11 protein-coding genes are annotated in these 13224 nt (G+C 71.6%); 2 read left to right on the top strand and 9 right to left on the bottom strand.

Features of this window, described 5'->3' with window-relative positions; all coding sequences use genetic code 11:
* Window positions 1-393: 393 nt before the first annotated feature.
* The 5 genes from B5D66_RS07920 to B5D66_RS07900 form a co-directional block, all read right to left on the bottom strand.
* Window positions 394-1821, bottom strand: coding sequence for a xylulokinase (locus B5D66_RS07920; protein WP_078761015.1), 1428 nt, complete (start codon window positions 1819-1821; stop codon window positions 394-396).
* Window positions 1821-4211, bottom strand: coding sequence for a lysylphosphatidylglycerol synthase transmembrane domain-containing protein (locus B5D66_RS07915; RefSeq protein WP_327308120.1), 2391 nt, complete (start codon window positions 4209-4211; stop codon window positions 1821-1823). Before B5D66_RS07915 ends, B5D66_RS07920 begins: the two co-directional genes overlap by 1 nt.
* A gap of 127 nt (window positions 4212-4338) precedes the next feature.
* Window positions 4339-5148, bottom strand: a complete 810-nt coding sequence (locus B5D66_RS07910) for an ABC transporter permease (protein WP_235000852.1) — start codon at window positions 5146-5148, stop codon at window positions 4339-4341.
* The gene (locus B5D66_RS07905; protein ID WP_078761014.1) at window positions 5145-6116 is read right to left on the bottom strand and encodes an ATP-binding cassette domain-containing protein; all 972 of its coding nucleotides are present in this window, start codon (window positions 6114-6116) and stop codon (window positions 5145-5147) included. The genes B5D66_RS07910 and B5D66_RS07905 overlap by 4 nt, the downstream gene beginning before the upstream one ends.
* Before the next feature lie 143 nt (window positions 6117-6259).
* Complete coding sequence (locus B5D66_RS07900) at window positions 6260-6838, bottom strand: PadR family transcriptional regulator (protein ID WP_078761013.1); 579 nt, start codon at window positions 6836-6838, stop codon at window positions 6260-6262.
* Window positions 6839-7373: 535 nt separating this feature from the next.
* On the opposite strand from B5D66_RS07900, the gene B5D66_RS07895 reads away from it, so the two are divergent.
* Window positions 7374-7592 carry a hypothetical protein gene (locus B5D66_RS07895; protein WP_078761012.1) on the top strand — a complete coding sequence of 73 codons (219 nt, stop codon included), beginning with the start codon at window positions 7374-7376 and terminating at the stop codon, window positions 7590-7592.
* A gap of 54 nt (window positions 7593-7646) precedes the next feature.
* On the opposite strand, the gene B5D66_RS07890 is transcribed toward B5D66_RS07895, so the two are convergent.
* From B5D66_RS07890 to B5D66_RS07880, 4 genes are all read right to left on the bottom strand, one after another.
* On the bottom strand, window positions 7647-8270 hold the full coding sequence (locus tag B5D66_RS07890) for a sigma-70 family RNA polymerase sigma factor (RefSeq protein ID WP_078761011.1): 624 nt from the start codon (window positions 8268-8270) through the stop codon (window positions 7647-7649).
* Window positions 8271-8922: 652 nt separating this feature from the next.
* Entirely contained in the window at window positions 8923-9111 is a 189-nt protein-coding gene (locus B5D66_RS07885; RefSeq protein WP_078761010.1) for a hypothetical protein, read from the bottom strand.
* A 115-nt stretch (window positions 9112-9226) separates the two neighbouring features.
* Window positions 9227-9715, bottom strand: a complete 489-nt coding sequence (locus B5D66_RS24970) for a hypothetical protein (RefSeq protein WP_144390030.1) — start codon at window positions 9713-9715, stop codon at window positions 9227-9229.
* A 684-nt stretch (window positions 9716-10399) separates the two neighbouring features.
* Window positions 10400-11146: a peptidoglycan recognition protein family protein gene (locus tag B5D66_RS07880; RefSeq protein ID WP_078761351.1), complete on the bottom strand. Its 747-nt coding sequence runs from the start codon at window positions 11144-11146 to the stop codon at window positions 10400-10402.
* A 491-nt stretch (window positions 11147-11637) separates the two neighbouring features.
* Here B5D66_RS07880 and B5D66_RS07875 point away from each other — a divergent pair, with 491 nt between their 5' ends.
* Window positions 11638-13200 carry an aldehyde dehydrogenase family protein gene (locus tag B5D66_RS07875; protein ID WP_235000851.1) on the top strand — a complete coding sequence of 521 codons (1563 nt, stop codon included), beginning with the start codon at window positions 11638-11640 and terminating at the stop codon, window positions 13198-13200.
* The last annotated feature ends 24 nt before the right edge of the window (window positions 13201-13224 follow it).

The raw sequence follows: 13224 nt of genomic DNA, 5'->3' as shown, positions 1-13224 counted from the left end.
GGGCGCGCCGCGTCCTGGATGCCCCCGGCGGTCGTGGCACCGCCCCGGTGGGGGCGGCGCCGCGCGAACCGGGGCGGCCGGCTCCCGTTGCGGGCCGCACCCGCCGGCCGCTTCCGCTCCCCCGGGCCGTCCCCGCGACGGTGCCGTCACGAGCGCCGAACGCCGCCCTGATCGCCGTACCCGGGGAGACCACGGCGGACTCACCGGCGCTCAACGCGATCGCCGTGGTGGCGCTCCCCGCGCACGCCCCGGCTTGGCACGGCCGGACCGGGCGCGTGGTCCCCGCGCGGCATCGCGCCACGCCCGTGCCCCGGACGGCGCCGGAAGCGGGCTGCTCCCGTGGTCTGAGAGGTCTCTGCCGCGCGGCGAGCCGGGAGTGTCTGACGGCCCCCGTCACGGACGGGGGTCGGACCGGATGCGGGAGAGGTAGCGTTCGTAGGCCTCGGCATAGGCTGCGACGTTCGGCCCCGGTGTGATGACGGGTTCCTCCCGCGGAGCCACAGCTGGCTCGGGCACTGCGACGGCGCGGGCCGCGAGCAGGGCGGCGCCCAGCGCCGAGGCGCTGCGCAGGCGGATCGGCCGCAGCCCCACGCCCAGGACGTCGGCGAGGAGACGCCGGAACGCGGGCGAGCGGCTGCCGCCCCCGGCCAGGCGGACCTGTGGCGGCAGCCCGTCGGGAAGGGCGTCGGCGGCATGGCGCACCGAGAAGGCGACCCCCTCCACGGCGGCGCGCAACAGCGTGGCGCGGTCGGTGGACAGCCGCAGCCCGCTCAACGCGGCGGTGGCCGAGGGGTCCAGCACCGGTGTGCGCTCACCGGTCAGATGGGGAACGAAGGTGACACCGTGGGCACCGGGCTCTCCCCGATCCAGGGCCGCGTACACCTCGTCCCACTGCGCGCCGAGCAGGTTACGCATCCACTCCAGGGCGATCCCGGCGTTGTGGACCGCGGCCATGCGATACCACCCGGTCCGCTCGGCCGTGCGGTAGACGTGGAGGGCGGGGACCGGAAGCGGGCTGGTCACCGGCATGACGATCTGGGCGCCGCTGCCGACCGTGATCTGGGCCTGGCCCTTCTCCAGTCCCGTGGCGAGCAGGGCCGCGGGGGTGTCCCCTGCCCCGCCGGCCACCGGGGTCCCCCTCACCAGCCCCAGGTCCTCGGCGGCGGGACCGCCCAGCCCGCCGGCGATCCGATCGGAGGCCAGGACCGGGGGCAACAGGGCGGAGGGCGCGCCCGTCAGGGCGACAGCGGCGGGCGACCAGGTTCCCGTGGGCATGTCCCACAGCAGCGTCGCGGAGGCGTCGGAGGGATCGGTGCCCACGGCGCCGGTCATCCGCAGCCGTATCCAGTCCTTGGGGAGCAACGCCCAGCGCGCGCGACGCAGCGCCGCCGGCTCGTGCTCGGCCACCCAGGACAGCAGCGGCCCCGTCATACCGGGGACCAGCGGGTTGGCCAGTCGGTCCTGTTCCAGCGCGGCCAGGCCCCGCCAGCGCGCCATGACCGTGTCGGCCCGCTGGTCGGCCCACAGGATCGCGGGGCGGACGGGGGTCGCGTCCTCCTCCACGAGCACCAGGCCGTGCATCTGCCCGTCCAGGCCGATGGCGGCGACCTCGACCGGACCGGAACGCTCCACCCCCGCCCGCACCGCCCGCACGACGGCCCTCCACCACTCTCGCGGATCCGTCTCGGCCCATCCCGGCCGTCGCGTGTGAACCGGATAGGCGGCGTCGCCCTCCCCCAGCGTGGTCCCGTCGACGCCGAGGAGAGTGGCCTTGACCCCGCTGGTCCCCAGGTCGATGCCGAGCAGTGCCCGCCGGGCCATCAGATCGCCCTCTTCCGTTGGAGGTGGTGGAACGCCGCCCATCCGGGCAGCACCGGCAGCCAGAAGGTCAGCAGCCGAAACAGCAGCACGGCGGGCAGCGCGATCCCGCCGGGTACGCCCGCGACCGTGGTCAACCCGCCCAGGAGCGCGGCCTCCACCGCGCCCAGTCCGCCCGGTGAGGGGGCCGCCGAGCCGATCGCGTTACCCGCCAGGAACACGACCGCGACCGCCGCGATGCTGGCGTCACCGCCGAAGGCCAGCACCGAGAAGTGCAGGCACAGGACGAACCCCGCGGTGAGCAGGATCGTCCCGCCGATGCCGGTGGCGAGCTTGCGCGGGTGCTGGAGCAGGTCCAGCAGGCGGGGTAGGACGCCGTGCAGGTAGGGGCGCACGCGCGACACGACGGCGCGACGCAGCCGGGGCAGTGCCAGCACGGCGGCGACCACGACCGACAGCAGGCCGGCGACGACGATGAGCGTGCTCGAAGGAGAGAAGTCGGCGGGGTAGGCGGTACCCGTGAGGTAGGCGCACAGCAGCAGGAGCGGGACGTGCACGAGCAGCCCGACGAGCTGCGAGACGCCGACCGCCGAGACCGCCAACGCGGTGGAGGCCCCGGCCTTGGTGACGTACCGGGTGTTGAGGGCGAGGGAGCCCAGGCCGGCCGGCGCGGCGATGCGGATGAACGACGCCGCGAACTGCACGAGCACGGTCCGCCACAGGGGCAGGCGGATCGGCACGAACCCCATCAACGCGAGTGCCGCCGCCACCATGCACAGCAGCGACATGAGCAGCGCGGCACCGGCCCAGCCGAGATCGGCGTCGCGGATGGTCGTCAGGTCGACGTCGGCGAGCTGGGAGACCAGGACCACCCCGACGACCGTGGCGACCGCGACGCTGACGATGGTGCGGGGCCGCATCCGCTCCAGCTTGACCGGGGCCGCCGGCGCGTCGGGGGCGATGCGGGTGATCTCGGCGCGGATCTCCCCCAGTATCCCGGCGTGCCCTCGCAACCGTTGGCGCAGGGCCCGTGGCAGTCCCGCGGTCTGGAGGTAGGGCAGCGTCGCCGCCAGGTCCTCGGTTCCCAGCGCCCGGTGGGCGGAGCCCACCGCCCGGTCGACGCCGACGCGCAACGCCAGGGCGGCCAGGAGAGCGGCGACGTCCAGTGAGGCGGCGAACGCGCCAGCGGCGACGCTGCCCGAGGACATGCCGGTGAAGACGACCCGACCGTCCATGCGCACTCCGATGCTGTGCTCGCCGATGTTGCGGTGGGCGATGCGATGGCGGTGCAGTCGACGTAGTTCCGCCCAGATCTCGGCGAGCAATCCGTCGGTGACCCGTTCGTCGGGCAGGTCGGCCAGCCGTTCGGAGCGGCGGTGGTCGCGCACGAGCACCGCGGTGCCGGGTCCGAGCTCGCCGATGGCCTTCAGCCTGGGGGTGGCGGCTCCGGCCGCCGCGGCGGCGTAGTCGAGCAGCGCGATGTGCTCCACCCTGCGTTGCAGGCTGAACAGGACCGGCGGGGCGGCGGAATCGCGCAGGAGCAACCGGGAGGACAGCCGTTTCCACACTCCGGTGGTGACATCGGCGCGCAGGAGCAGGACGTCGAGACGGCGGTCGGTGGTGTCGACGGCGAAGCGCTCGTTGCCCTCGGGGTCGCTGCCCTCGGGGGTGATCGTCAAGGCGTCCAGGCCGAACCGTCGTAGCTCCCGCACCAGCCGGGCGGAATCGGGCCGGGGCGGCGCCAGGCCGATGGCGTAGCGGGCGACGGAGGCGCACGTCCAGCCGAGCAGGATCGTGAGGATCAGCGCGAGCGCGGTGGTGAACCCCGATAGGAGGACGGAGGCGCAGGTGATGGAGATCCCCACCCAGATCGCGGCGCGCACACGGGGCAGGTGGGCGATGCGCATCGCGCGGGTGTAGCCGATCGCGGCGGCGAGATAGCCGTGCAGTGGTTCGGTGAACGGCCCTTGCTGGAGGCCGCCCCCGGCCAGCAGCGCGGGTAACCCGTCGGATCCGGCCAATACGCCGGTGAGCGTGTTGATCCCCCCGGCGAGTCCATAACCGAGCACGGCGGCCAGCAGCGCGCGGGCGACCTGACGGAACTCCCGGTTGAACAGGCGCTCCACACCGACGGAACAGACGAGCACGATGACGGCGAGGTTGGCGATCCCGGCCCCCAGGGCGAGCAACCGGGGTGGCAGCAGGGCGCGCAGTTCCTCCGCCTCGTCTCCGGCCGCGCCCCCGGCGACGACGCTGATCAACACCAGCGTCAAAGCCAGGAGCACGACACCACCCAGCGCCAGCATGAGGTCCAGCGGACGCCGAGCGGTTCCTCGGATGCCCTCCAATACCACCTCGCCCGTCCGTTCCGAGGTGACTTCTCCCGTTTTCACGCTTTACAGACTGCCCGACCTGATGTCGTTCTCGCGTCAATATTCGCGCGTGTCCACAGCGAGACGACGCCTTCCGGCCCCGCCAGGCGCGTCCCGGGCGACGGGGCCGTGAACGGCACGTGAACGCTCAGACCGCGCGGCGCATGGCGCGGGTCGCCAGGAGAAGTCCCACCGCGGCCACCGCGACGGCCACCACGGCCCCGTACAGGACCGGTGGCGCGGCGAGCTCGCCGACGAACAGACGGCGTTGCGCCTCGACGACGTAGGTGACCGGGTTGAGGGCGGCGACGGCCCGCAACCATCCGGGGGCCGCCTCCAGCGGAAGCAGCACTCCCGAAAGGAGCATCAAGGGAAAGACCACCGTCTGGGTGACGAGATAGAACAGGGTGCCGCTGGGGCGGGAGAGGATCGCCAGGACGAACGACAACGCCCCCAATCCAGTGCCGAACACGACGAGCAGGGCGATCCCCACGATCACGCCGACGAGGTCGGGGCGCAGCCCCATGGGAATCGCCACCGCCACGATCAGCACCGCCTGTACCAACAGGATCAGCGACCCCTTCAGGGTGCGTCCCATCAGCATCGCGGTACGGCTGGCCGGGGTGACCAGCATCCGCTCCATGGCGCCCCCGATGAGCTCGGAGAGCAGGGAGTAGCCCGCCGACAGCGGCCCGAACAGGCACATCATGACCAAGACACCGGGGATGAACCACTGCCAGGTCTGCTCCCGCCCTCCGCCGCCCGCCAGGACCGGGCCGAACAGGACGAGGAACAGCAGCGGCTGGAGCATCGCGATGATGGTTCCCAGCAGGACCCCGCCGGGCTCGCGCAGCGCCGGCGTCATCTCCCGACGGAACGAGACCAGGGTGTCCCGCAGCAGGCCCTTCACCGGCCGCGTCCTTGCGCCCCGCCGCATCGAGGCCGTTTCGACCGTCACGCGGCCACCTCCTGTCGGTTGGTCTCCTCCAGGCTGCGCCCGGTGAGTGCCAGGAAGACGTCGTCCAGGGTGGGGCGGTGCCCCCGGGCCGCGCTGACCTCGATGCCCGCGGCCTCGAGTTCGCGGAGGTGGCGGGGCAGCGCCCGGTCGGCCCGGGGCACCCGCACGCGGATGTCGGAGCCGTCGATCTCGACCTCCCCCGTCCCTTCGATCCTCGCGGCGATCCCCGCGGCCCGCGCGCCCTGTTCCGGGTCGCTCAGGGTCACGGTGATGCGGTCGCCGGCGAGGTCGTCCTTGAGCCGTTCGGCGGTCCCGTCCGCGATGACCCGGCCGTGGTCGATGACGATGACGCGCTCGGCCATGTCGTCGGCCTCGTCCAGGTAGTGGGTGGTCAGCACGATGGTCGTGCCCCTCTCCCTCCTCAGGCGCAGGACGTGTCGCCACACGTCGGCGCGGCTCTGGGGATCCAGCCCGGTGGAGGGTTCGTCCAGGAACAGCAGTGGGGGGTGGTGGACCATCCCGAAGGCGATGTCGAGACGGCGGCGTTGGCCACCGGAGAGGGTGCCCGGCTTACGCCCGGCCACCTCCCCCAGGTCGAGCAGCTCCACGACCTCGTCGGCCCTGCGCCGCGCCGCGCTGCCGGACAGCCCGTACCAGAGCCCGTGGAGCACCAGCTCGTCGTGGACGCGCTGCTCCTCACCCGCCGCGTTGCGCTGGCCCACGTAACCGATCCGGGAGCGGACGCCCGCGGGATCGGTGACGATGTCATGTCCCGCCACGGTGGCGCTGCCCGCCGAGGGCGGCAGCAGTGTGGTGAGCATGCGCAGGAGTGTGGACTTGCCGGCTCCGTTCGGCCCGAGGAGGGCGACGAGTTCTCCCTGCGCCACGTCCAGGTCGACCTCCCTGACCGCTTCGATCTCCTTAGCCCTGTGGCGATAGCCGCGGCTGAGCCGCCGTGCGTGGATCAACGCCGTCCTCCCGGATGTGCCGCCGTCGAGCACCCTCGACTTCATTACTCAAATTTGAGTCAAAAGAACTGCAGTCCCATAGAGGGGGTGGCTCAACTTTGAGTACAGGAAGACAGGAGCGCCCGGAAAGACGCGAAGCAGGCTTACCTCGGCCTGGTCTCTCCCGTTAGCTCATCGGCCATGGTGTAGGCCCCCGCCCGCAGTCGCTCGATCAGGCCGCGCGTCCAGGTCAGCGCGTGATCGGCGTTGCTGTACCACAGATGAAACAACTCGGGGACGTGTTCGGTGCCGGGGGTCTCCCACCCGTCCGCCACGCCGACGACAGGGGCGATGTCGTCACGCTCCTTCTCCAGCGCCCCGCAACGGCGCTCCAGTAGCTCGATCACCTCGCTGCGGGGCAACGCCGCCATGAAGGCCAGACCGGCCGAGAGGAGGTCGGCGTGCGGTCCCGCACTACTGAGCGCGCCGCGCAGCAGCTCCAGGAACTCCGCACGCCCCTTGGGGGTGATCCGGTAGTCGGTCCGTCCCGTGGGATCCTCGCCGGAGACGGCTTCGAGCTTGCCCTCCTTGGTCAACTGACGCAGCGCGTGGTAGATCGACCCCCACTTGACGTTGGCCCACTCCTGGGCGTTCCAGGAGAGCAGCTCGTGGTGGATCGCATACCCGTGCGCCGTGTCTCGTCCGGCGACGACCCCGAGGACCAGCAACCTCGTCGTCGACACGTCCCCCGCCTTCGTCCAGATCCCCGATCCGGGCAAGTCTATGGCAGCCGTATCCCCCCTTCCGGGAGAGGCGATACGTCCGTGAGGCCGAAGGGATCGCCCGACCAATTGACGGAGTTTTACCCTCTGCGGGGTTTTTGTAGAGGTGCGTAGAGATAGTGTCGATGGGTCACGCGGCGTGTTCAGCCGCTCTTCTTCTCACCGGCGACCGCTCCCTCGTTACCCTCGGCGGTCATCTCGTCGGAAGGAACCCCGTGATGCTGTGGATCGTACTTGCGCTGTGCTCACTGCTCGCCTCGGCCGGAACGGCCGGCGTGTACCTGTCCACCCGACCGGACCGCCAACAGCGGGACAACGGGGGATCGACCTCCCGGCCCACGCCCCCCGCTTCCAGGCAATAGGCGACGAGCCTCCGGTCTCGGGGCGCGAACCCCGGTCAACGGCGGGGCTCCAAGGGTGTAGGTTTCCGCCTTGGCGCGCCGCGCCCGGTGGGTCGCCCGACCCGCCTTCCCCGTCATCGAGAGGAAACTCCCCGGTGGTTACCGAGGTCTTCACCCGTACCTACTGCGACGTCCACGACGTCCAAGGCGAGCGCGTCGACGCCGATGGCAACATCCAGTTCGCCTGGGAGTACGCCATCCGCGAGATCGACGCGTGCCAGGAGTGCATCGAGGAGTACAACACCCGTTTCGAGCCGCTGTTCGACCGCTCCCGGGTCGCCAAGAAGCCTCGCGCGCCGAAGAGCGCCGGATGACCTCCCGCGGGGCGCGGCGAGGCATCGTCCCGTCGCGCCCCGCGGCCCCTCGGGCTACGCCGCACCTTCCCCGGACGCCGGCGTCAGCTCGACGTGAAGCTCGCCTAGCGCCCGCCGCAGCATGTCCTCGACCTCCCTTTGGGTCGTCCCGACGCTCTCGGCGACCTCGGCGTGGGACCTACCGGCGAAGAAGTGGAGCAGGAGAACCCTGCGTCGCCGCGGCGGGATCCGCCGCAGCGCGGCTTTGAGCGCCTCGCGGTCCACGCCCGGTTCCCGGTGGAGGGCGACGGATTCCCGGGAGGACCGAGGGGAGGAGGGGGCGCTCCCCGCGGACGGGGAAGGGGCGACCGTCGTCCTGTTCGCGCCGGCCTGTTCCTTCCACCCCGTGGCACCGTCGTGGGTTTCCTTCGCTGTTTCGGGCCTCTGCCCCTCACCGCGCACCGCTCCTGGGCAGGGGTGCCGCCGTTCGGTGCCGTCCCCGGACCCGCCTTCCTCCTCCCTCGTCCCTTCCACCTCAGGCTCGTCCTCCTGCGCCGGGGAGAGGGGGCCCGACGCCTCCGGTGCCGCGACGTCACCGTGGCCCGAGGAGGGCGGTGCTTCGTAGCGACGGTCACGGGGGGCGGGGTGGACCGTGCGGACGCGCCGGCGCGCGGTGATGCGCGTATCAAGTGTGGTCATGCGGAGTTCCTTCTTTTCGCCAGCGGTTGGGGAGATGCGAGGGAAAAGTGGCGTGTTCTCCACCGTGGTGACCCGGACGAGCACGCCCCATGGGAGGCGTCGCGATGCGCGGGCGTGATCGTCGAGTTCGCTCTCGGCCGCGTTGTCGGACCGTACTCACGGCACTGCCCGTCAAGGAATCCGACAAACTCCCCGAGGGAGGAGCACCGCCCCTCAGACGTGTTGACCAGGGCTTCGTCCCGTGTGAGCCGTTCGGCCGCGAGGCCACCCTCGCCTCCCCACGGCCTCGGCCCGGCTCTGTTGTTACGACCGGCGCCCCAAAGGGCAGGGGCGATGGCCATGACAGCGCACACCGACTGGGCGGACCTGGATGACGAGCGCCTCCTCGAAGCGGCATGCGCGCTCATCGACCAAGGCCGGCTCCCGCCCCAGGTCCTCGCCTTGGTCACGGCGGTCCTCCTTACCCCGCCTGCTCCCCGTCCCCCCTCGTCAGCCTCCGATCCCTGACCCTGCCACGCACGTCACGGCGTCTGAAGGGGTGGGGCCGTCCGGCCAGGGATCCGCGGGGTACGGGCCCGCCCCTGGACCACGGACGGCCCCGGCCTCGGACAGCCCAAGACCCGCCACCGTGACACGCGCCCGTCGTGTTCCGCTAGCGGGGGACGTGGACGAACACCGCCGGATTGGTGATGTCACGCCGGTAGAGGTACTCCTCTCCCGGCGGGTCGGAGGGCTCAGCCGGGAGGTCACGCGACAGGACCACCTCGTCTTGGGCCTCCTCCACGATCTGGTGACGGCCGTCGAACGGCCCACCCACCAACACGACGTCTTGTGCGCTCATGTCTGCCTCCCGGAGTCACCGGCTCCGGCACCCCGTGGTGCCAGGGCCGCGGCGCCCCCACGGACGGGGCACCGGCGGTCCCCTGCCCACCATGGCCCGGCGGGAACATGACGGCTCAGCGTCGGCTGTCCTCGTAGACCAATCGGGGAGGACGGTGGGCGCGCGCGCCGGAGAGGGCCTGCGGCGCGCGGAGGGCACGGCCCGCACTGGAACGTGCCGGGTACCCGTGCGCCCGGGCCCGATTCCGGGAGGAACCCGCGGGACGGGTCCTGCGCGGCTCGGACACGAGACGGGGACGGACCGTGCGGCCGGAGCGGGGACCAGGGGCGCGGGACACCGAAGGGGAGCTCCGGGGAACAGCGCCGCGCTGCGCGGGCGGAGAAGAGGACCGCGAGGGGTGAGGCCCGCCGCCGGCGACCCCGCGCCAGATGATGCGCAACGCCCAGACCCACAGCCCTCCGGCGGCACCGAGCGGAACCAGCACCGACGCCCCCGGGCCCGCGAGGGCCGTGGTCAGCGTCATGGCGGGGTGGAGCAGCAGCCCCGAGGTCAGAACCAGCAGGATCCTGGGGGTCTGCCCGGCGGTGTTCCGATGACGGGTCACGCTCGGTTCCTTTCTGCCTCGGAGCCGGTCGGGGGGCCGGCCGGGGTCGGTGGCGCGTCGACGACTCCGCTCCTCGGAGCCGGTGCGTCGCTGACGCTCGTCCGCGCGATGCCGAGAGACTGCCAGAGGCGAGGGACATTTCCGCTGACCAGAGTCGGCGTGGCGAACGGCCGTTTCCGGCCGCGTGTCAAGGGAACCGGAACGAGGTCTCCCACTCCACGCCGATGCCGCCACGGCGAACCGGGACGGCGCCCTCCCGCGGTGGCGGCGATCGGCGCACGGGCGGGTATGGCGCCTCGGGGACCGCGGTGGGCCGCGACGGCGTCCCCGCGGGACGGCCCGCGGCGGCCGGCTGTCCGGCCGGCCGGCACGCCGTCCTGAATCTGCACGTGGTCGTCCCCCCGGTCCGGTGGCGGCCTGCCCCCGGTCCTCGCGAGCGCGCTCTCGGTCCCGCGCACCCGTGCCGCCGGTGCGGTGGAACACGTCCCCGGTGCCAGCGGCACCCCCCTCTTTCCCACGAGAACACGAGCGGAACATGAGGGCGGGGTTCGATCCGTCTGGTCGGGAGCGCATCCACTTTTCACTTGGATGCGTTACCGCAGGTGAGAGCGGATGGGCGGAACGATTCGGGACTCCAAAGCTGGAATTCCGGGATTTCGCCATCGGTGTCGCCGCGTCCGTCGCTCAGGTGATCGGCGCCGTCCAGGCCACCCGCCAGGTGTCGGGACCGACGATCCCGTCCACGGTGAGTCCCTTCTCGCGCTGGAACGCCGAACACACCGACCGCGACCTGGCGCCATAGGCGCCGTCCACCGTGAGAGACCAGCCGCGCTCCCGCATGCGCCCCTGCCAGGTGGAGACCGCGGGGTGGCGGGTTATGGGCGGGTAGGAGAGGTAGACGCCCGGCCAGGGCGGGACCTGTCCGCCTCCCCCGCTGCCTCCTCCACCGCCGTCGGCCTCACCGGCCCCATCAGCGGGCATGCCGTCGCGCACCCACGCGTACAAGTCGTCACCCGGGCAGTCCGTGGACCCCACGTCGCGGTGCCCCCGGATCTTGAGGGTGCGTCCGGCCTTGCGGTTGGCCTCGTCGTACAGGGCCCGGATCGCCTTGCGGGTGGCCGGGGTGGCGTCGCCGTTGCCGCCGATGAAGCAGGCGCCGATACCGGAGGTGTTGTGGCCGGTGGCGTGCGCGCCCACCACGAGCCATCCGCGCCCCTCGTAGATCTTGCCGTCGGTGTCGATGAGGAAGTTGTAGCCCACGTCGGACCAGCCGTTGGAGTCCATGTGGAACGCCTGGATCTGCCGCGGCGTCTGCGAGGGCGGCCCGGCGGAGTAGTGGACAATGAACTCGGTACGCGCCGACCAGGATGTGGTCTGGCGGGATCTGGGAGCGCGCGCGCCCCATTCGGAACGGGAGATGATGTCAACCATGCCTCTGAGCATGCGAAACAACATCAAGTAACGACAAGGGGGCGTAAAATCATCACCGCAGGTTAAGCGCGTCCTCTTCAAACCGAAACCAGGTGTCTTCCGGCGTTCTCCACGGCGTCGCCCGTCCGCCGGGCATCGCCTCCCTCTCCGCTTCTCCTGAGGCGCGGGGAAAGGGCGCCCGACCCCGCTTCTGGGCAGCGATCGGCGCCCCCTTTTCTCCCCGTCTTTTCGGTCCGCACGCCGATTGACCTCGGGGAGTCTCCGATTCCCTCGTCTGATCGGTTCGCTTTCCATCATTTGATCGGGTCACCGGCTGCGTACGCCTCGCCTGGAACGGATCCGTCGCTTCTTGAACGCGGGCCGACGACATGGCAGTGTCGGCGATCGGGGAGGGACGGCCCGACCTGGACACCCCTCCCCGGGGCAGGACCCCGCCGCGTGGCACAGCGTGGGACGGCCCCGCCCTTCGGCCCACGAGCAATGGAGCATCTGTGACAGCGACGCCCCTCGACCTGCGTTCCGTCATCGCGGGAAAACGGCTCCCCGCCGCAAAGACCCCCCTTGTCTCGGTCAACCCCGCAGACACCGCGCAGACCGTCGCCGAGGTGAGCCTGGCCGACCGCGCCGACTTCGTCTCGGCCTGTCGTGCCGCCAAGAACGCCCAACAGCAGTGGGCCCGAGTCCCCGCCCCGGTGCGGGGCCAGGTCATCGGCGCCATGGGCGACCTCGTCACGGCCAACAAGGAGGCGCTGGCCCGAATCGTCACCCGTGACATCGGCAAGACGCTCGCCGAAGCGCGTGGCGAGGTGCAGGAGATCATCGACACGTGCGAGTTCTTCCGCGGCGAGGGCCGCCGTCTCTACGGGCAGAGCGTGCCCTCGGAGATGCCGGACAAGCAGCTCTTCACCTTCCGCACGCCGGTGGGGGTCGCCGCGATCATCACCGCGGGCAACTTCCCCGTCGCCGTGCCGGCCTGGTACATCATCCCCGCCCTCCTCACCGGTAACGCGGTGGTCTGGAAGCCGGCCGAGTACTCCGCGGCCTGCGCGTGGGCGCTGTATGAGCTGCTGACCCGCGCGGGCCTGCCCGAGGGGGTGCTCAACCTGGTCTACGCCGACGGGGAGGAGACGTTCGCGGGGCTGTCGGCGGCCTTGGGGGAGGGTCTGGTCGACAAGGTGGGGTTCACCGGTTCCAGCGCGGTGGGCGTCCGCATCGGCGAGCTGTGCGGCCGGCACCTGCAGACACCGTGCCTGGAGCTGGGCGGCAAGAACCCGATGGTGATCACCGAGGACGCCGACCTGGAGGTGGCCGTGGAGGGCGCGCTGTTCTCCGGGTTCGGCACCGCGGGCCAGCGTTGCACCTCGTTGGGGACCGCCCTGGTCCACGAGTCCGTCCACGACCGCTTCGTCTCGATGCTCGCCGAGGCGACGGCCGCCGCACCGATCGGCGATCCCACCCGCGACGTGCTCTACGGTCCCATGATCGACCACCGCTTCGCCGAGCGCTACGAGTCCTTCCTCGGCTGGATCGGCGACCACCATCGCGTCCTCGGCTCCAGCGGGGTCGGCCGCATCACCCCGGCCAACCCCCGCGCGGGGTTCGTCGGCGATCCGCAGGCCGGACTGTTCTACCACCCGGTCATCCTGGACGGGGTGGTCCCCGAAGACCGGGTGTTCACCGAGGAGACCTTCGGACCGATCATCGGAGTCACTGCCTACCGCCACCTGGAGGAGGCCATCGAGCTGGCCAACCTGCCCGGGTACGGCCTGTCCTGCTCGATCTACACCACGGACGCGAAGAAGGCGTTCGCGTTCCGCTCCGGTATCGGCGCCGGCATGGTCAGCGTCAACAACTCCACCTCCGGCGCCGAAGCGCACCTGCCCTTCGGCGGAAACGGGCGCTCGGGCAACGGCAGCCGGCTCTCAGGGGTGTGGGTGCTCGACCAGTTCACCCGTTGGCAGTCGATGAACTGGGACTACTCCGGGCGGCTGCAGAAGGCGCAGATGGACGTCCAGACGACCCAGGCCGAGCCGGACTTCCGGCTGCCGGGCTGAGACGCGAGGGGGCGGAGTGCGCGG

The organism is Marinactinospora thermotolerans DSM 45154 (assembly GCF_900167435.1).
Taxonomy (GTDB): domain Bacteria; phylum Actinomycetota; class Actinomycetes; order Streptosporangiales; family Streptosporangiaceae; genus Marinactinospora; species Marinactinospora thermotolerans.
Note: the sequence above shows the minus strand (reverse complement) of the source record. Positions and strands in the feature narration are given on the sequence as shown.

What these genes read in the sequence shown, in the direction of transcription:
- B5D66_RS07920 (WP_078761015.1), bottom strand. Translation starts at nt 1,821, where the DNA reads ATGGCCCGGCGGGCACTGCTCGGCATCGACCTGGGGACCAGCGGGGTC.
- B5D66_RS07890 (WP_078761011.1), bottom strand. Translation starts at nt 8,270, where the DNA reads ATGACCACACTTGATACGCGCATCACCGCGCGCCGGCGCGTCCGCACG.
- B5D66_RS07885 (WP_078761010.1), bottom strand. Translation starts at nt 9,111, where the DNA reads ATGAGCGCACAAGACGTCGTGTTGGTGGGTGGGCCGTTCGACGGCCGT.
- B5D66_RS07880 (WP_078761351.1), bottom strand. Translation starts at nt 11,146, where the DNA reads ATGGTTGACATCATCTCCCGTTCCGAATGGGGCGCGCGCGCTCCCAGA.